Origin of the sequence: Mesorhizobium sp. M4B.F.Ca.ET.143.01.1.1, from assembly GCF_004792275.1 — a bacterium.
Lineage (GTDB): Bacteria > Pseudomonadota > Alphaproteobacteria > Rhizobiales > Rhizobiaceae > Mesorhizobium > Mesorhizobium abyssinicae.
Genome location: NZ_SRSR01000005.1, coordinates 367523 through 384265, shown reverse-complemented (window position 1 = coordinate 384265; position 16743 = coordinate 367523). Strand labels below are relative to the sequence as shown.

Sequence of the window (16743 nt, the reverse complement as noted above, 5' to 3'; positions counted from 1 at the left end):
GGCGACACCTGCTTCAGATCGTAGAGGGGACGACCTCCATGCAGCTCATCGAATTCCTGGCGCCGCACTTTGCCTTCGTCTCCGACCCGACCGCCTGGGTGGCGCTGCTGACGCTGGTGGTGCTGGAGGTCGTGCTCGGCATCGACAATCTGATCTTCATCTCGATCCTGACCAACAAATTGCCCGAGGCGCAAAGAGCGCGCGCGCGCCGGCTCGGCATTTCGGCGGCGCTGATCATGCGGCTGGTGCTGCTCGCCACCATCTCGATCATCGTCCAGCTGACGACGCCGGTGTTCACCGCGCTCGGCCACGGCTTCTCCTGGCGCGACCTGATCCTGATCGCCGGCGGCCTGTTCCTGGTGTGGAAGGCGACCAAGGAAATCCACCACACGGTCGATCCCGAGGATCACAAGGACACGATGCTCGGCGAGACGCTGCAGATCTCGCTCGCCGGCGCGATCTTCCAGATCCTGTTGCTCGACCTCGTCTTCTCGATCGATTCGATCATCACCGCCGTCGGCATGACCGACGAGATCGCCATCATGTACATCGCCGTCATCGTGGCGGTGAGCGTGATGATGCTGGCGGCCGGGCCGCTTGCCGACTTCATCGCCAAGAACCCCAGCATCGTCATGCTGGCGCTGGGCTTCCTTTTGATGATCGGCATGACGCTGATCGCCGACGGCATGGGCTACCACGTGCCGAAGGGCTACATCTACGCGGCGATGGGTTTTTCGGCGCTGGTCGAGGGCCTCAACATGCTGGCGCGGCGGCGCAAGAAGGCAAGGTCCGGCGAAGGGCATTGAAGCGAAGCAGGTTTCGTCGTCAACTCCGAGGCCTGCGGCAGATGCCTTGCGCATCCGATGTCACGCGCGGCTGGACGAATTGAGCCGATTTATCTATAAGCCGGCCATTCCGACAGCGAGCGCCATATGCCCTACAGGCGTATCAGGGACGCTCTGAAATTTTGAATTCGAGCATTTTGAGAAGAGCGAGGTGTCTTCACCTGGCTTCAGGATGCTCTAGCCGAACACGACAGGGGTGCCATGGCTGGCCATTCACAGTTCAAGAACATCATGCATCGCAAGGGCCGCCAGGACGCGGTGCGGTCGAAAATGTTTTCCAAGCTGGCGCGCGAAATCACCGTCGCCGCCAAGACCGGAACGCCGGACCCGGCGATGAATCCGCGGCTGCGCCTTGCCGTGCAGAACGCCAAGGCCGTGTCGATGCCGAAGGACAACATCCAGCGCGCCATCAACAAGGCTTCCGCCGGCGACGGCGAAAACTACGAGGCGGTACGCTATGAGGGCTACGGCCCGGGCGGCGTGGCGCTGATCGTCGAGGCGCTGACCGACAACCGCAACCGTTCGGCTTCGAACGTGCGCGCCGCCTTCACCAAGGCCGGCGGGGCGCTGGGCGAAACCGGCTCGGTGTCGTTCATGTGGAACCGGGCCGGCGAGATCTACTATCCGGCATCGGCCGGCGACGCCGACAAGGTCATGGAAGCGGCGATCGAAGCCGGCGCGGACGACGTCGAATCGGACGAGGAAGGCCACACCATCTACTGCGCCTTCGAGAATCTCGGCGACGTGTCGAAGGCGCTGGAAGCCTCGCTCGGCGAGGCGGAATCGGTGAAGCCGATCTGGCAGCCGCAGAACAACGTTCCGGTTGACGAGGAACGCGCGCAGTCGCTGATGAAGCTGGTCGCCACGCTCGAGGACGACGACGACGTGCAGAGCGTCTACGCCAATTTCGAGGTCGACGACGAGACCATGGCCAAGCTCAGCGCGGCCTAAGTCCGAAATATGAGCGAAGCTCAATCCGAGATGAGCGACAAGCCGCTGCCCACCGTCCGCATCACCTATTGCACGCAGTGCCAGTGGCTGCTCAGAGCCGGCTGGATGGCGCAGGAGCTGCTCTCGACCTTCGGCACCGATCTCGGCGAAGTGACGCTGGTGCCCGGCACCGGCGGCATCTTCAGCATTTCCTGCAACGACACGCTTGTCTGGGAGCGCAAGCGCGACGGCGGGTTTCCCGACGCCGCGAAGCTCAAGCAGCTGGTCCGCGACGTCATCGATCCGGACCGGGATCTCGGCCACTCGGATCGCAAGGGCCACAAAACGAAAGACCCGGCTTGAAGCCGGGTCTTTTGCGTTGAGCCAGACGCCTTTCAAATCAGCGCCATGATAAAGCAGGCCATCGACACGATGGCGGTGACGGTGCGGACGTGGTTCCACATCACCCATGCATTCAGATGGTTCGCCCACACGGCGGCGCCGTTGGCACTTGCCGGGTCGACGGCGGCGAGCGCGTCGTTGAGCGGCACGTTGAAGACCATGGTCACGATCGGGTTGCCGATCAGGTAGATCACGGCGCCGGCAATAAGCCAGTACGAACCCGACTGGCTCCAGCCAAAGAGAACGGCGGCAATGAGCACGAGACAGATGAGACCGGTGCCGAACAGCGCCGTCATGAAGGTCGGCGTGATCACCGTGACGTTGATCGAATTCATTGCAGCGATGCCGCTTGGGATAGGCAGCCGGGCGAGCGCCGCCATGACGAAATTGGAAAAGGCGAAGAAGACGCCGCCGACGACGCCGGAGCCGATCGCGGCGATGAAGGTGAGTGTGGGAAGCAGTTTCATCATCTCAGTTGCTCCAGACGCCGCTGGCGGCGGTTTCGGTTGCGTAGGCGGAAAAGTCCTTCGGCTGGCGGCCGAGCGCGCGCTGCACGCCGTCGGCCAGCGTCTCGTTGCGGCCGTCGAGCACCTTCGTGAAGAGCTCGTCGAGCAGCCAGGCGAATTCCGGCGGCAGGTTGTGCGCCGCCACCGCCTCGGCGAATTCGGCATGTGAGATCTGCCGGTAGCGGATGTCACGGCCGGCGGCATTACCGATCTCGGCGACGGCGTCGGCGAAGCTCAGCAGGCGCGGGCCGGTGAGCTCGTAAAGCTGGCCGATATGACCTGGCTCCGTCAAAACGGTTGCGGCGACGTCGGCGATGTCGTCGACGTCGACGAAAGGTTCACCGACATTGCCGACCGGTAAGGCGACTTCGCCTTCGAGAATGGACTCGATCAGGAAGCCCTCGCTGAAATTCTGCGAGAACCAGGCGCAACGCAGGATGGTCCAGTCGGCACCGGAGGCCTTCAACATCTCCTCGGCGCGCTGGGCCTCAGGCTCGCCGCGACCGGAGAGCAGCACCAGGCGCCTGACGCCGCGTTCGACAGCAAGCCGGGCAAACGCCTCGACTGTTTCGGCGGCGCCCGGCACGGCGATGTCTGGATAGTAGCTGATGTAGACGGCGCCGACGCCTTCGAGCGCACGGCCCCATGTTTCCTTGTCCAGCCAGTCGAAGGGTGGCGTGCCAGCGCGGGAGCCGATGCGCACGAGAATGTTCCTGGCGGTCAGCCGTTCGGCCAGGCGCCGGCCGGTCTTGCCGGTGCCGCCCAGGATCAAAACAGGTTTTGTAGTCATCTCGATCTCCTCGGTTTACAAATATGAGTAATCCTCACATTTGCAAAACGTGATAAACCCTCGTATTTTGTGAGTCAAGCGAGTTGTCGCAGAGTCTTTCCGGAGGGCTCCATGGAAGGCAGAGGTGCCGCGCCGCATCAGCAGGATGGATCAGTGGCCTCGCCACGCCGCTCCCCGAGCCAGCAGCGCAGCCGCGAGCGGGTCGAACGCATGCTCGCCGCCGCCTCGGCGCTGATCGCCGCGCAAGGCAGCGACGCGATGCGCATGGGCGAGGTGGCGGAGCGGGCGGGCGTGTCGATCGGCTCGCTCTACCAGTTCTTCCCCGACAAGCGGGCGATCGTCTGGGCGCTGGCCGAGCGCTACACCGCCGAAAGCCAGGCCTGTATCGCCGCGGCGCTCAAGGATGTCGCAGACGCCGAGGGCTTGCGGCGGGCATTCTCGGAACTGGTCGATATCTACTACCGGCTGTTCCTGGCCGAGCCGGTGATGCGCGACATCTGGTCGGGCACCCAGGCCGACAAGGCGCTGCGCGAGCTCGAGCTCGCCGACAGCCGCGCCAATGCCGAATTCCTCGTCGCGGTGCTGAAGCGACTGCGGCCCGACGCCGATCCGGTGGCACTGGAAACCACAGCCTTCCTGGTCTGGCAGATGGGCGAGGCCGCCATGCGGCTGGCGATCTCCGTCGACCGCCAGGAGGGCGACAGGCTGGTCGCGGCCTACAAGCGCATGGCGCTGAGGGAGCTGGAGGGCGAGTAGGCGACGTTCGCGATTTGCGAAACAGTTGACGACAGCTCCCTTCTCCCGTCTACGGGGAGAAGGGAGCTGTCATGGCAACAAAAAACCCGCCTCGAGGGCGGGTTTTTCAAAATCTGCTGGCGTATCCGGCTTAGAGGCCGAAGCCTTCGAAGCGCTTCTTGAACTTCGACAGGCGGCCGCCGCGGTCGAGCAGGGTCTGCTGGCCGCCGGTCCAGGCCGGGTGCGTGGTCGGGTCGATATCGAGGTTCATCGTATCGCCTTCCTTGCCCCAGGTCGAACGGGTCGAGTATTCGGTGCCGTCGGTCATGACGACCTTGATGGTGTGGTAATCGGGATGGATGTCGGCCTTCATTGTCGTTTTTCCTGGCTTGTGGCGCTGCCGACGGGCCCATGGCCTGCGTCGATGCGCCCCTTTTTAAAACTCGAAGCCGCAGCTATTGAGGAGCCACGGCTTCTAAAACGGTCGGCGAGCCTATACATCAGCCGGAATTGAATCACAAGGCCGCGGCGGGCGCATATTGCACGCACTGCCCGAAGGCGGCCAGAGGAAACGCTCATGGCGGATATCAGTGGCGATGCAGACGGGCGCCGGCGCTCGCTCGGGCCGCTTGCGCGCCTCTATCCCTACATCTTCCGCTACCGCACGATGGTCGTCGGCGCGCTCATCTCGCTGGCCGTGGCGGCGGGGACGACGCTGGCCTTGCCAATGGCCGTGCGGCGCATGATCGATAACGGGTTCTCGTCCTCCGGCTCGACCTTCATCGCCGAATATTTCGCAGCGCTGGTGGCGATGGCGGCGCTTTTGGCAGCCGCATCGGCGGGGCGCTACTATTTCGTCATCACGCTTGGCGAGCGCGTCGTCGCCGACATCCGCCGCGACGTTTTCGCCCATGTCACGACGCTGTCGCCGGCCTTCTTCGACAAGGCCCATTCGGGCGAGATCGTGTCGCGGCTCGCCGCCGACACAACGCAGGTGAAATCGGCGGTCGGCGCCACCGCCTCGGTGGCGCTGCGCAACGTCATCCTCGGCCTCGGCGCGGTGGCGATGATGGTCTTCACCAGCCCGAAACTGTCCGGCCTCGTCATCGCCGCCATCCCGCTCATCGTGCTGCCGCTGGTCGCCTTCGGCCGGTCGGTCAGGCGCAAGTCACGGCAGGCGCAGGACACGCTGGCCAACGCCACCGCCTATGCCAGCGAGCAGATCGGTGCGGTGCGCACGCTGCAGGCCTTCACCAACGAGACGCTGGTCACCGGCCGTTTCTCCGCCGCCGTCGAAGCCGCCTTCGAGGCAGCGCGCGGTTCCGTCTTCGCGCGCGCCTTCCTTACCTTCTTCGCCATCTTCATGATCTTCTCCTCGGTGGTGGCGGTGCTGTGGTTCGGCTCACGCGACGTGCTTTCCGGCACGATGTCGGCGGGCACGCTCGGCCAGTTCCTGCTCTATTCGGTGTTCGCCGCCGGCGCGCTCGGCGCGCTGTCGGAAGTGTGGGGCGAGCTTGCCCAGGCGGCGGGTGCTGCCGAGCGGCTGACCGAGATCCTGGCCGAGAAGCCGGCGATCCAGCCGCCCGCCGATCCGCGGCCGCTGCCGGCGAAGGCGAAAGGCGCGATCAGCTTCGACGACGTCTCGTTCTCCTATCCGGCACGGCCGGACCGCGCCGCCGTGCATGGCCTGAGCTTCCAGGTGAAGCCGGGCGAGACGGTGGCGATCGTCGGCCCCTCCGGCGCGGGCAAGAGCACGGTGTTTTCGCTGATCCTGCGCTTCTACGATCCCGAGACGGGCCGCATCGTCATCGACGGCGTCGATCTGCGCGAGGCCGATCCCGCCGCGATCAGGCAGCGCATCGCCATCGTGCCGCAGGACGTCACCATCTTCGCCGCCAGCGCGCGCGACAATATCGGCTTCGGCCGGCCGGGCGCCAGCGATGCCGAGATCGAGGCAGCGGCGAAGGCAGCGCTTGCCGACGAGTTCATATTGAAGCTCGACAAGGGTTATGACAGCCAGGTCGGCGAGCGTGGCGTGACGCTTTCCGGCGGCCAGCGTCAGCGCGTGGCGATCGCCCGCGCCATCCTGCGCGACGCGCCGATCCTGTTGCTCGACGAGGCGACCTCGGCGCTCGACGCCGAAAGCGAGACGCTGGTGCAGACGGCGCTGGAACGGCTGATGCAGGGCCGCACCACCATCGTCATCGCGCATCGGCTGGCGACGGTGCTGAAGGCCGACCGCATCCTGGTCATGGAAGGCGGCCGCATCGTCGAGGAAGGCACTCACCAGAGCCTGGTCGCCAAGGGCGGCATCTATGCGCGGCTGGCCAAGCTGCAGTTCGAGACCGGCGCCAGCGCTTTCAGGGGCGCGGCCGAGTAGTCACGCTTCGTGCGGGCTCAGACGCCATAACGCTTGCGCAGATGCTCGGTGAAATACGCGGCGTTGAGCTTCTCGCCGGTGGCGCGCCCGAGCAGCTCAGGCGTCGACCAGCGCGAGCCCTGCGACCAGATCCTCTCACGGCGCCAGGCGTTGATGGCGCTGAAATCGCCCTTGGCGAGGTCGTCATCGGCGGACGGATGCTCGCGGGTCAGCGCCGCCCATTGCTGCGCCGCCATCATGGCGCCCAGCGTGTAGGAGGGGAAATAGCCGAAGGCGGCGCCCGGCCAGTGAACGTCCTGCATCGGTCCGTCGGCCGGATTGTCGAGCGTCGACAGGCCGAGATAGTCGCGCATCCTGGCGTCCCAGGCCTCGGGCAGGTCGGCGACCTCCAGCCGCCCCGAGACCAGTTCCTGCTCCAACTCGTAGCGCAGGATGACGTGCAGCGGATAGGTCACCTCGTCGGCATCGACCCGGATCAGGCCGCGCTCGACCCGGTGCACATGCGGCAGGATATCGTCGAGCGACCAGGCCTCGCCGAGATGCCGCTCGACCACCGGCAAGGCCCAGCGCCAGAAGGCCGGGTTGCGGCCAATCTGCTTTTCGACGAACAGGCTCTGGCTTTCGTGGACCGCCATGCCGCGCGCCTTGCCGAGCGGCCAGTGCGCCCAGGCCTTGGGCAGGTTCTGCTCGTAGAGCGCATGGCCGGTCTCGTGCAGCACGCCCATCAGCGCCGACAGGAAATCGGAGGTCTTGTAGCGGGTGGTGATGCGCACATCGCTCGGCACGCCGCCGCAGAAGGGATGGTGCGACACCGACAGCGAGCCATGGGTGAGGTCGAAGCCGACGGCTGCCATCATGGCGAGGCCAAGCTCGCGCTGCCGGTCGATCGCATAGCTGCCCGAAAGCGGCTTCGATGGATGGCGGGCCAGCCGCGCCTCCTGCGCCGCCAGTGCTTCCGGCACGAATTCCCGAAGGAAGCTCTTCAGCTCGGCGAAGACCGGCGTGATGTCGGCGGCGCGGTTGCCGGGGTCGTACTGTTCCATCAGCGCGTCATAAGGGTCGAGGCCCAGCGCATTGGCGCGCAGCGCCGCCTCCTCGCGCACCAGGGCGACGACGCCTTCCAGCGCCGGCAGAAAGCCCGCCCAATCGTTCCTGGCACGCAGGTCGCGCCAGAGCTGCTCGGAGCGCATGCGCGCCGTCGTCTGGCGCTCGACGAACTCGACCGGCAGGCAGGTGAGGTTGGTGTATTGCCGGCGCAACTCCCTCACCGCCGCCTGCTGCTCCTCGTTCAGCGCTTCCTCCTCGGCCGCCGCGATCCAGTCGCCGATCTCCGGCGCCGTCGCCCGGGCGTGAAGCATGCCGGCAAGCGCCGACATCGCCTCGGCGCGCTTCTCGCCGCCGCCGACCGCCATATGCGTCGCCTCGTCGGCGCCGAGGATGGCGAGCGCATGCTCCAGCGCTTCGAGCTTGTGGCCGAGGTCGTCGAGTTTCTGAAAGGACATGGCGGCTCCGGTCTGGTCAGCTAGCGAATTGGACGGCGCGAAAAGATACCAACGCGCCAGCCTTGGCAACCCTGCCGCGCAGGGTGCTCAAACCATCTTGCGTGGACAAGCCCGCGCGTGATCAATGCTGGCATCGAAAGCGGAGGGGGAAAATGATCGGCAACATACTGGTCGCGCTGGTGGCGCTGATCCACTGCTACATCGTCTATCTGGAGATGGTGCTGTGGGATACGCCGCAGGGCCACAAGGCGTTCAGGCTGACGCCGGATTTCGCCAAGGCATCCAAGGTGCTGGCCGCCAATCAGGGGCTCTACAACGGGTTCCTCGCCGCCGGCCTGATCTGGGGGCTCTATCTAGGCGCGGCCGGCTTCCAGGTCAGGATGTTCTTCCTGATCTGCGTCGCCATCGCGGGCCTCTACGGCGCGGCGACCGTCGGCAGGAAGATCCTGTTCATCCAGACCGTGCCGGCCGCGCTTGCCATCATCGCGCTCTGGCTGGGCTGGTAAAAAGGACGCCCTTGGGACGGAGTTCCCTCGGGCGCCAGGTGTCCCTTCCTCGGGTCGAGCGATCAGCCGTTGGGATAGTGCCCGCCGTCGGCGCCGTCGCCCATCAGGAAGCCGGTCCCGCTGTCGATGCGCAGCGCCTGGTCGACATTGTCGAGCCGGCGCAGCAAATCATGATACTGCGCAGCCGGTATCCTGCCGCGATCGGCGGCGGCGGTTTTCGCGGCGGCCTGGCTGATATGGGCGGCGCGCATATGCAGCGTCTGCGCCTCGGCCGGCGTGATCGTGTTGTCCTGCCTGGCGTCGGTGATGCCCTGGTCGACACCCTGCACCTGCGCCATAAGGCCCGCCACGCGCGGACCGGTGAAGTCGGTCGGCGAGGATTCATCGAGTGCGCCCTTGTGATGTCCGGCAGCGTAGGCGCCGGCGAGCGGAGCGGAGACGAGAATGGCGGCAAGTGTTGCAGTCTTGAGAGAGATTGAAGAGCGCATGGCGGCGCTTCCTTCTGCTGGGGAAGGGAGCGGCCGCGCCGCTCCGCCTTCCGACCTTCCGGGCCGTCCGGTTCCGTCGCGTCGCGATGGGAGGCATCGCCGGCGGTTCTCGGCCCTGCGCGGAAAACTAGGAGCGCCCAGTCGTGAAGTGTAATTAAAAAAAGATAATCTTTTCAGGCCTTGCCGGCCTTGCGGCTGCGCCCTAGCGTTGAGCCGGCGAACAAATTCGCGTGATACGCGATCACCGTTCAGTGAGCTTCAACTCGATGCGGCGGTTCTTGGTGCGCGCTTCGTCGGTGTCGGCGGGATCGAGCGGCTGGAACTCGCCGAAGCCGGCCGCGACCAGCCGATTGGCCGGCACGCCGTTCTCGATCAGGAACTTCACCACCGAGGTCGAGCGCGCCGTCGACAGCTCCCAATTATCGCGATAGCGGCCGGTGCCGGACAACGGCTTGTTGTCGGTGTGGCCGTCGACGCGCAACACCCAGCTGATCTCCGGCGGGATTTCCTTCTGCAGTTCGATGATGGCGTCGGCGAGCTTCTTCATCTCGACCTTGCCGGCATCGTTGATCTCCTCGGAGCCAGTCGGGAACAGCACCTCCGACTGGAAGACGAAGCGATCGCCGACGATGCGGATGTTCTCGCGGTCGGCGAGGATCTCGCGCAACCTGCCGAAGAAGTCGGAACGGTAGCGGTTCAGCTCCTGCACGCGCTGCGCCAGCGCGACATTGAGGCGGCGGCCGAGATCGGCGATCTTGGTGTTGGAATCGCGGTCGCGCGCTTCCGACACGTTGAGCGCGTCCTCGAGCGCGCCGATCTGCTTGCGCAGTGCTGCGATCTGCTGGTTGAGGATCTCGACCTGGCTCAGCGCCTGCTGGCTGATCTGGCGCTGGCTGTCGAGTTCGCCGGAGAGGGCGGCGGCGCGCTGGTTGGCGGCGTCGCCGGCGCCGGCGCCTTGCGCCAGCAATTGTTCGAGCCGGCTCTTTTCCGCCTCAGACGCCGACAGCGACGCCTGCAGATTGGCGAGCGAGTCCTCCCTGTCCTGCGTCGTCGAGCGCTCCAGCGCCAGCAGCTGGGTCAGTTCGTTGATCTGCGAGTTGAGGCGGTTGAGCACCGTGTCCTTGCCGGAGATCTCGCGGCCGAGCAGGAACTGCGCCAGCACGAAGACGGTGAGCAGGAACATGATGGCGAGCAGCAGCGTCGACAGCGCGTCGACGAAGCCCGGCCAGTAGTCGATGCGGCGATCGGCACGCCGCGCCCGCGCCAGTGCCACGTCAGTGCACTCCCTGCTTCTTCAGGGCGTCGGCGATCTTTTCCAAGGTGTTGCGCATCGCCTTCTGCTCGTCGGACTGCGCCTCGACCCAATCGCGCATGATCTGCTGTTCCGAGCGCATGTTCTTGACCAGGCCGGAAATGCCGTCGGCCAGATTGGCCATGGCGGTGGCGACGCGCGGGTTGGAGCCGCCGCCATTTTCCTGCAGGCTGCGCAGGCGCTCCGACAACAGGCGGATCTCGTCGGAAGGCTCGCTCCTGGCATTATCGGATACGACGATGTCGGAGGAAAGGTCGGTGACCGAGGACAGCCAGTTCTCGAGCTCGGTATAGAAGCGGGTCTGGGCCCGGCCGGCCTGCAGGTCGAGGAAGCCGAGCACCAGCGAGCCGGAGAGGCCGAACAGCGAGGACGAGAAGGCGGTGCCCATGCCGGCGAGCGGCGCCGACAGGCCCTGCTTCAGTGAATCCAGGACGGCGGCGGCGTCGCCGGTGCCGGGATCGAGCGCTTCGATGGTTTCGCGGATCGAGCCGATGGTGCCGAGCAGGCCCCAGAAGGTGCCGAGCAGGCCGAGGAACACGAGCAGCCCGACCAGGTAGCGCGAGGTGTCGCGGCTCTCGTCGAGGCGGGTGGCGATCGAGTCGAGCATGGTGCGCATCGAGGTCGTCGAGAAGGCGACCGTCGACGAGCGGCCGATCATCGCCTTCATCGGCGCCAGCAGCACCGGTTCGGTGGTCTCCGAGCCGGCGCGGAAGGAGTTGACCCAGCGCACCTCGCGAAACAGGCGCCCGACCTGGGCGAAGGCGAGCAGGATGCCGACCACCAGCACGCCGATGATCAGTCCGTTGAGGCCCGGATTGGTGGAGAAGGCGGTCGAGACCTGGCGGGTCAGGATGGCGGCGATGAAAGCGACGATGATCAGGAAGATCATCATGGTCAGCAGGAAAACCTGCGGGCTCGACAGTTTATGAGGGTCGTAGATCAGAACGTCGGAGCGTCTGCCGATGCCGAAGGATCTGAGAAAAGCCATTCGTGCCCCGTTTCCGATGCGGCTGCCGCCGATCAACCAGTTCGCGACTCTAAACGGAATTGTGACCAAATTGAATGGCGCTTGGCAAGAATGCCGAGCCGGGCTTTCGAGCCTGTTCCCTCCCGATGGAAACGGGATGGGGCTCCATCTTCCTGTTGCGACATGATCTTTTCCGAAAACCGGTTCGGGATCATGTCCTAGAAGCGGTTTATCACCAGACAGTCGACCATGGCTGCCAGGTGCAGGCCGGCGCCGGTGACGACGAAGCCGTGCCAGACGGCGTTGTGGAAGCGCAGGCCCTTCCAGGCGAAGAAGATGACGCCCAGCGAATAGACGATGCCGCCGGCGACGATCAGCGCGATCGATGTCGCCGGCAGGATTTGGACCAACGGGTCGACAAGCACGATGCCGCTCCAGCCTATGGCCAGGTAGAAGACGATCGCCAGCCGGTCGAAGCGGCCGGGGAACAGCACCTTGATGGCGATGCCGACCACCGCCGCCGTCCACACCAGCACGATCATCGAAACGGCCAGCGGCGAGCCGTCGAGCTGGGCGAGAAAGGGCGTGTAGGTGGCGGCGATGAGGAGGTAGATCGCGGCATGGTCGAAGCGGCGCAGGATCCACTTCGCCGGCGACGACACCGGCCACAGATTATAGGCCAGCGACACCGAGAGCACGGTGAGCAGCGCGACGACATAGAAGGCGGCGGCAATGTATTCGCCGGGTCCGGCATGGAAGGCTGCAAGCGCCAGGAAGGCCGAGCCCGCGGCGATCGCCAGCACGATGCCCACCGCGTGAACGATGCCGTCGGCGATCATTTCGGCGCGCGAATAGTGCCAGCGTCCGACGAACGGGATCTCGATCTGTGGCCCTGAATTGCTCATGAGCGGTCCTGCATCGCCCTCATCTGGGCGCTTGCCGGACAGTATTTCAAGCTTTGGTTGCGGTTTTGCGACTGCGGCGCTTCAGCGCGGCGCGCCCGTCAACCGGATTTGCCGGATGACAGCGGCTTCTTGACGGTCTTCAGCAGCGCGCGCTGGATGATCTCGTTGCCGGCGACGACAGAACCACGTTCCAGCATCTCCTGGCCGCCCTCGAAATCGGAGGCGAAGCCGCCAGCCTCGCGGATCAAAAGCAGGCCGGCGGCGATGTCCCAGGCCGACAGGCCGACTTCCCAGAACCCGTCCATGCGGCCTGCGGCGACATAGGCGAGGTCGAGCGAGGCGGAGCCAAGGCGGCGCACGCCCGACACCTCGGCCATCACGTTGCGCAGCTCGATGAGGAAATTGCCGTGCTGGCCGCGGCCGAGATGCGGCACGCCGCAGCCGATCACAGAATCGATGAGCTTGGTGCGGCCGGCAACCCGCAGCCGGCGGTCGTTCATGAAGGCGCCGCCGCCGCGCTCGGCTGTGTAGAGCTCGTCCATCGCCGGATTGTAGACGACGCCGGCGACGACCTGGCCCTGGCGCTCCAGCGCGATCGAGATGGCGAACATCGGGATGCCGTGCAGGAAGTTGGTGGTGCCGTCGAGCGGATCGACGATCCAGCGGTGCTGGCCGTCCTCGCCCTCGACGGCGCCGCGCTCTTCCATCAGGAAGGAATAGCCGGGCCTCGCCTTCGACAGTTCGGTAAACAGGATGTCCTCGGCCTTGCGGTCGGCCTGGCTGACATAGTCGCCCGGCCCCTTCATCGACACCTGCAGGTTCTGCACTTCGCCGAAGTCGCGCGACAGCGAGCGGCCGGCTTTCATCGCGGCCTGGACCATGACATTGAGGATCGCGGAACGCGCCATTTTTTCGTTTCCTGCTGCTTGGCGCTTTAGTCTGCGCGGCGCACGTAAGTGATCTCGTTGGTGTCGACGATGATGCGCTCGCCGGCACCGATGAACGGCGGCACCAGCACGCGGATGCCGTTTTCCAGCACCGCCGGCTTGTAGGACGAGGCGGCCGTCTGGCCCTTCACCACCGGGTCGGCCTCGGTGATGGTCAGCGTCACCTGGTCGGGCAGCGAGATGCCGATCGGACGCTCCTCATAGAGCTGGACCGTGACCATCATGCCATCCTGCAGGAAAGCGGCGCGGTCGCCGACGAAATCCTTGTTCAGCTCGAGCTGCTCATAGCTTTGGGTGTCCATGAACACCAGCGCGTCGTCCTGTTCGTAGAGGAAGGAAAAATCCTTGAGGTCGAGGCGGATCTGCTCGACGGTCTCGGCCGAGCGGAAGCGCTCGTTGAGCTTGGTGCCGTTGATCAGGTTCTTCAGCTCGACCTGGTTGTAGGCGCCGCCCTTGCCGGGCTTGACGGTGTTGGTCTTGACCGCGACCCAGAGGCCGCCATCGTGCTCGATGACATAGCCGGGACGGATTTCGTTGCCATTGATCTTGGCCATGATGATGTGATCCGGAATGAGATTTTCGCCACGAACGGCGATTTGGCGCTTCCAAGACCACAAATCGCCAGGAGAGGCAAGGGAGCGGGGCGACGCAGCCCGATCGGCGGCTGCCTCGTGCCCGCTGCCCGCCGGCGCGTCAGGGCAAGCGGTTCGCCTTCTGCAGCGCCTGCTTGGTCTGGTCGTCGTCGAGCCCTTGCAGGAAATCGTCCATCTGAGGGTCGATCAGCCCGGCGCGGCGGGCGACGATATACCAGGCACCGGCAAGGATCAGATCCGGGTCGGTGCCGATGCCTTCCATGTAGAGCTTGGCGAGGCGGTTCTGGGCGGCGACATTGCCGCCCTCGGCTGCCTGTTTCATCCAGCCGAAGCCCGACTTCAGGTCGCGGCTGCCGCCGCGCCCCTCGATCATCCAGGTGGCGAGGTCGATCTGCGCGGTGTCGTAATTCTGCCTGGCGGCCTGCGCCAAAAGGGTGCGCGCCTGGGAGTCGTCGCGCGGCTTGCCGCCGACGCCGTTGGCGTAGATCTGCGCCATCGCATATTGCGCGTCGGCCAGTCCCGTCGCGGCGGCGCGCTCGTAATAGGTGGCAGCCTTGGCGATGCCGGCGTCGCCGGGATCCTGCTGGACGAGCAGTTGCGCGAAATTGAACTGCGCCAGGCGGTTGCCGGCCTCGGCGGCGGCCTGCATCAGCGCATACGCGGCCTTCTCGTCCTTCTTGACGTAGCGGCCGTCGAGCAGCATCAGCGCGTACTGGAATTGCGATTCCGGCACGCCCTGCTCGGCGGCGAGCGCGTACCATTTGGCGGCCTCCGCGGCGTTGAGCGGCACGCCGAGCCCGCGCGACAGAATCTCCGCTACCAGGGTCTGCGCGGCGGGATCGCCATTCTGGGCACGCGCCAGCGCGAGATTGTAGGCGGTCTTGTAGAGCCCGCGCTGGAAGGCGCCATAGGCGGGATCGGCCGGCTTCGCGCCGAACCGATCGGGGTTGATGCTGTCGGCCGAAGGCAACGGCGCCGTGGTAGCGGGCTGCGGCAAGGGCGTGGCGATAGGCTTGTCGACATGCACGCCTGTGGCCGGTGCGCCCGCGGCTGGCGCGTTTGCAGCCGGTGCGCTTGCATCCGGCTCGCCCGCATCCGGCCGGGGCTGCGGCAGCGGAACGGTCTGTGCGGCTGCCGCCGCCTCGGTCATGAAGGCCGCGGCGAGAACCGCGAGGGGAAGCACGGACCGGCGCACCTCAGTCCTCGAAGCGGGGCGCGGTTTCGTCGAGCAGCGCATTGGCCGCCGCGACCGCCGCCCTGGGATCGGTCCCGTCGGCGAAGACGGCGCTGGACAGGGCCGCGAATTCGGCGCCGGTGGCGGCCACCGCCTCGACCGATGCAAGGTCGGAGCCGGCCATGACGATGCACGGGATCTCGATCATCTCGGCCCACCATTGACCAAGCGACAGGTTGCGCGGATGCGGCTCCGGCTTGTTGTCGTAGCCGAAGCGGCCGAAGAACATATAGTCCGGCCGCGCCTCGCCGAGCTCCAGCGCGTCGTCGCGGGTCTTGGCGCCGCCTGCGCCGACCATCATCTTTCCCTGGAAATGTTCGATGGTCTCGGCGAGCTCCTGGCTGGAGACCTCGACATGGATGCCGTCGGCCTGAACGCGGCCGGCGATGCGGGTGTCGCCGGCAATGACGACCGCCACGCCTGCCGCTTGCGCCGCGGGCACGATCTTCTCGGCTAAGGCCTGGAAGGAAGCCTCGTCCATGCCGTTTTCCGGCAGGATGAGCGAGGCGACGTCGCCGCCGTCGAAGGCCGCGGCAATGCGCTCGGCCGGCGCGTCTTTCGGCGCGATCAGCACGATACGGCAGCGATTGGGCGGCGTGGCGTCGTTCATTGGTCTTCGATCCCGGTTTTCGCCTATGCCGGGCGAAGATGGTTGCATTGCGGCATAGAGCAAAGCGCCCGGTTTGAACAGGCGGGCAAGCGGGATCGTTATCGTGAAGGCGAATGCAGGCCTGGGGTGCCGGTCGCGTTCCGTCACTCTGCCGGTTGCGGGCCCGGTGTCTTTCGCTTCCACGGCGTCCAGCCGAGGGTCATGCCGGCGGCGGCGATCAGGATGGCGGCGGCGCCAACGATCTGGGCGGGGTGCAGCCGATGGCCGAAGGCGCCGACATCGACGAGGATCGCCACCACCGGATAGACGAAGGAGAGCGCCCCCTGCAGATGCGTCGGCAGTTTCTGGATAGCGCCGTACATCAAAATGTACATCAGGCCGGTATGGACGACGCCAAGCGTGGCCAGCATCATCCAGCTCCAGGCGTCCGACGGCAGGTGGGAAAGGTTGGCGAAGGGCGCCAGCATGACGACGCCGACGCAAACCTGGATAAGCGCGATCAGATGCGGCGGCGTGCCCTTGAGCGCCTTGGTGACGATGGCCGCCACGGCCCAGAAGAAGGCCGCGCCCAGCGCCATCGCGATGCCGGTCGCATAGTCGGTGCCGACGTCGCCGGCATCGGGGCCGGTTTGGACGATCAGCAGCATGCCGGCGAAGGCGATGGCGAGCCAAGCCAGCTTGGTCAGGGTCAGCCGTTCGCCAAGGAAGAGCGCGCCGAAGCCGACCAGCATGAAGGGCTGGGTGTTGTAGACGGCGGTGGCGATCGAGATCGAGGCGCGCGGAAAGGCGCTGAACAGGAGCAGCCAGTTGATGACGATGGCGGCGCCGCCGAGCGCGGCAAGCGCGACGACGCGCGGCGTCAGCGTGCCGCGCAGCAGGCCAAGCGCCGCGCAGATGACAAGCAGCGTCGCCGCGCCGAAGGCGCAGCGCCAGAACACCACGTCGATGGCGGGCTGGCCCGAAAGCACGACGAACCAGCCGATCGTGCCGAGGATTGCCATTGCCGCGGTCATTTCGACCGTGCCGCGCAGCGTATTGCTCATGAAAGACCCCAATGATTTTCAGGCTTCATGATCACAAGAGGTCGAGGT

Annotated in this window: 19 protein-coding genes; 6 read left to right on the top strand and 13 right to left on the bottom strand. The window is 65.8% G+C overall.

The genetic code is table 11. The features are described from left to right. The first annotated feature begins 38 nt into the window (after positions 1-38). The 3 genes from EN786_RS15490 (at position 39) to EN786_RS15480 (ending at position 2138) form a co-directional block, all read left to right on the top strand. Positions 39-806 (top strand): TerC family protein, encoded by a 768-nt coding sequence (locus EN786_RS15490; RefSeq protein WP_127282975.1) that lies wholly within the window; start codon positions 39-41, stop codon positions 804-806. A 240-nt stretch (positions 807-1046) separates the two neighbouring features. Further along, positions 1047-1796 carry a YebC/PmpR family DNA-binding transcriptional regulator gene (locus tag EN786_RS15485; RefSeq protein ID WP_127282976.1) on the top strand — a complete coding sequence of 250 codons (750 nt, stop codon included), beginning with the start codon at positions 1047-1049 and terminating at the stop codon, positions 1794-1796. 9 nt (positions 1797-1805) lie between these two features. After that, positions 1806-2138: a SelT/SelW/SelH family protein gene (locus tag EN786_RS15480; protein ID WP_127282977.1), complete on the top strand. Its 333-nt coding sequence runs from the start codon at positions 1806-1808 to the stop codon at positions 2136-2138. A gap of 32 nt (positions 2139-2170) precedes the next feature. Here EN786_RS15480 and EN786_RS15475 read toward each other — a convergent pair whose 3' ends face one another. Next, entirely contained in the window at positions 2171-2647 is a 477-nt protein-coding gene (locus EN786_RS15475; RefSeq protein WP_127282978.1) for a DUF1772 domain-containing protein, read from the bottom strand. Between the two features lies 1 nt (position 2648). After that, positions 2649-3473 (bottom strand): NAD(P)H-binding protein, encoded by an 825-nt coding sequence (locus tag EN786_RS15470; protein ID WP_127311361.1) that lies wholly within the window; start codon positions 3471-3473, stop codon positions 2649-2651. Between the two features lie 111 nt (positions 3474-3584). On the opposite strand from EN786_RS15470, the gene EN786_RS15465 reads away from it, so the two are divergent. Continuing rightward, positions 3585-4229, top strand: coding sequence for a TetR/AcrR family transcriptional regulator (locus tag EN786_RS15465; RefSeq protein ID WP_127311360.1), 645 nt, complete (start codon positions 3585-3587; stop codon positions 4227-4229). 130 nt (positions 4230-4359) lie between these two features. Here the strand turns inward: EN786_RS15465 and rpmE are convergent, their stop codons facing one another. Beyond that, a complete protein-coding gene (rpmE, locus tag EN786_RS15460) occupies positions 4360-4581 on the bottom strand; it encodes a 50S ribosomal protein L31 (protein WP_023668748.1) in 222 nt (73 codons plus the stop codon). A 204-nt stretch (positions 4582-4785) separates the two neighbouring features. On the opposite strand from rpmE, the gene EN786_RS15455 reads away from it, so the two are divergent. Beyond that, a complete protein-coding gene (locus tag EN786_RS15455) occupies positions 4786-6588 on the top strand; it encodes an ABC transporter transmembrane domain-containing protein (protein WP_127311359.1) in 1803 nt (600 codons plus the stop codon). A 17-nt stretch (positions 6589-6605) separates the two neighbouring features. Here EN786_RS15455 and EN786_RS15450 read toward each other — a convergent pair whose 3' ends face one another. Then, a complete protein-coding gene (locus tag EN786_RS15450) occupies positions 6606-8090 on the bottom strand; it encodes a carboxypeptidase M32 (protein WP_135908653.1) in 1485 nt (494 codons plus the stop codon). Between the two features lie 152 nt (positions 8091-8242). On the opposite strand from EN786_RS15450, the gene EN786_RS15445 reads away from it, so the two are divergent. Beyond that, positions 8243-8596, top strand: coding sequence for a DUF1304 domain-containing protein (locus EN786_RS15445; RefSeq protein WP_127312019.1), 354 nt, complete (start codon positions 8243-8245; stop codon positions 8594-8596). A 62-nt stretch (positions 8597-8658) separates the two neighbouring features. On the opposite strand, the gene EN786_RS15440 is transcribed toward EN786_RS15445, so the two are convergent. The 9 genes from EN786_RS15440 to EN786_RS15400 all read right to left on the bottom strand — a co-directional run bounded on the left by EN786_RS15440 (position 8659) and on the right by EN786_RS15400 (position 16695). Next, on the bottom strand, positions 8659-9084 hold the full coding sequence (locus EN786_RS15440) for a hypothetical protein (RefSeq protein WP_127287144.1): 426 nt from the start codon (positions 9082-9084) through the stop codon (positions 8659-8661). Positions 9085-9325: 241 nt separating this feature from the next. After that, the gene (locus EN786_RS15435) at positions 9326-10357 is read right to left on the bottom strand and encodes a peptidoglycan -binding protein (RefSeq protein ID WP_127286862.1); all 1032 of its coding nucleotides are present in this window, start codon (positions 10355-10357) and stop codon (positions 9326-9328) included. Position 10358: 1 nt separating this feature from the next. Beyond that, positions 10359-11384: a MotA/TolQ/ExbB proton channel family protein gene (locus EN786_RS15430; RefSeq protein ID WP_127286861.1), complete on the bottom strand. Its 1026-nt coding sequence runs from the start codon at positions 11382-11384 to the stop codon at positions 10359-10361. Between the two features lie 197 nt (positions 11385-11581). Continuing rightward, positions 11582-12268 carry a hemolysin III family protein gene (locus EN786_RS15425; RefSeq protein ID WP_127310880.1) on the bottom strand — a complete coding sequence of 229 codons (687 nt, stop codon included), beginning with the start codon at positions 12266-12268 and terminating at the stop codon, positions 11582-11584. Positions 12269-12366: 98 nt separating this feature from the next. After that, positions 12367-13176, bottom strand: a complete 810-nt coding sequence (locus EN786_RS15420; protein ID WP_127286859.1) for an inositol monophosphatase family protein — start codon at positions 13174-13176, stop codon at positions 12367-12369. Between the two features lie 26 nt (positions 13177-13202). Then, positions 13203-13769: an elongation factor P gene (gene efp / locus EN786_RS15415; protein WP_127286858.1), complete on the bottom strand. Its 567-nt coding sequence runs from the start codon at positions 13767-13769 to the stop codon at positions 13203-13205. Between the two features lie 139 nt (positions 13770-13908). Further along, positions 13909-14958, bottom strand: coding sequence for a tetratricopeptide repeat protein (locus EN786_RS15410; RefSeq protein WP_187331444.1), 1050 nt, complete (start codon positions 14956-14958; stop codon positions 13909-13911). 46 nt (positions 14959-15004) lie between these two features. Beyond that, complete coding sequence (locus EN786_RS15405; RefSeq protein WP_127310882.1) at positions 15005-15652, bottom strand: thiamine phosphate synthase; 648 nt, start codon at positions 15650-15652, stop codon at positions 15005-15007. A 143-nt stretch (positions 15653-15795) separates the two neighbouring features. Further along, positions 15796-16695 carry a DMT family transporter gene (locus EN786_RS15400; RefSeq protein WP_127310883.1) on the bottom strand — a complete coding sequence of 300 codons (900 nt, stop codon included), beginning with the start codon at positions 16693-16695 and terminating at the stop codon, positions 15796-15798. Between the last annotated feature and the right edge of the window lie 48 nt (positions 16696-16743).

Excerpts from the sequence above, each read along its gene's own strand:
- EN786_RS15485 (WP_127282976.1), top strand. The coding sequence starts at position 1,047 with ATGGCTGGCCATTCACAGTTCAAGAACATCATGCATCGCAAGGGCCGC.
- EN786_RS15440 (WP_127287144.1), bottom strand. The coding sequence starts at position 9,084 with ATGCGCTCTTCAATCTCTCTCAAGACTGCAACACTTGCCGCCATTCTC.
- EN786_RS15425 (WP_127310880.1), bottom strand. The coding sequence starts at position 12,268 with ATGAGCAATTCAGGGCCACAGATCGAGATCCCGTTCGTCGGACGCTGG.
- EN786_RS15405 (WP_127310882.1), bottom strand. The coding sequence starts at position 15,652 with ATGAACGACGCCACGCCGCCCAATCGCTGCCGTATCGTGCTGATCGCG.
- EN786_RS15455 (WP_127311359.1), top strand. The coding sequence starts at position 4,786 with ATGGCGGATATCAGTGGCGATGCAGACGGGCGCCGGCGCTCGCTCGGG.
- EN786_RS15490 (WP_127282975.1), top strand. The coding sequence starts at position 39 with ATGCAGCTCATCGAATTCCTGGCGCCGCACTTTGCCTTCGTCTCCGAC.
- EN786_RS15430 (WP_127286861.1), bottom strand. The coding sequence starts at position 11,384 with ATGGCTTTTCTCAGATCCTTCGGCATCGGCAGACGCTCCGACGTTCTG.
- EN786_RS15480 (WP_127282977.1), top strand. The coding sequence starts at position 1,806 with ATGAGCGAAGCTCAATCCGAGATGAGCGACAAGCCGCTGCCCACCGTC.
- EN786_RS15450 (WP_135908653.1), bottom strand. The coding sequence starts at position 8,090 with ATGTCCTTTCAGAAACTCGACGACCTCGGCCACAAGCTCGAAGCGCTG.
- EN786_RS15400 (WP_127310883.1), bottom strand. The coding sequence starts at position 16,695 with ATGAGCAATACGCTGCGCGGCACGGTCGAAATGACCGCGGCAATGGCA.
- EN786_RS15445 (WP_127312019.1), top strand. The coding sequence starts at position 8,243 with ATGATCGGCAACATACTGGTCGCGCTGGTGGCGCTGATCCACTGCTAC.
- EN786_RS15410 (WP_187331444.1), bottom strand. The coding sequence starts at position 14,958 with ATGACCGAGGCGGCGGCAGCCGCACAGACCGTTCCGCTGCCGCAGCCC.
- rpmE (WP_023668748.1), bottom strand. The coding sequence starts at position 4,581 with ATGAAGGCCGACATCCATCCCGATTACCACACCATCAAGGTCGTCATG.
- efp (WP_127286858.1), bottom strand. The coding sequence starts at position 13,769 with ATGGCCAAGATCAATGGCAACGAAATCCGTCCCGGCTATGTCATCGAG.
- EN786_RS15420 (WP_127286859.1), bottom strand. The coding sequence starts at position 13,176 with ATGGCGCGTTCCGCGATCCTCAATGTCATGGTCCAGGCCGCGATGAAA.
- EN786_RS15470 (WP_127311361.1), bottom strand. The coding sequence starts at position 3,473 with ATGACTACAAAACCTGTTTTGATCCTGGGCGGCACCGGCAAGACCGGC.
- EN786_RS15465 (WP_127311360.1), top strand. The coding sequence starts at position 3,585 with ATGGAAGGCAGAGGTGCCGCGCCGCATCAGCAGGATGGATCAGTGGCC.
- EN786_RS15475 (WP_127282978.1), bottom strand. The coding sequence starts at position 2,647 with ATGATGAAACTGCTTCCCACACTCACCTTCATCGCCGCGATCGGCTCC.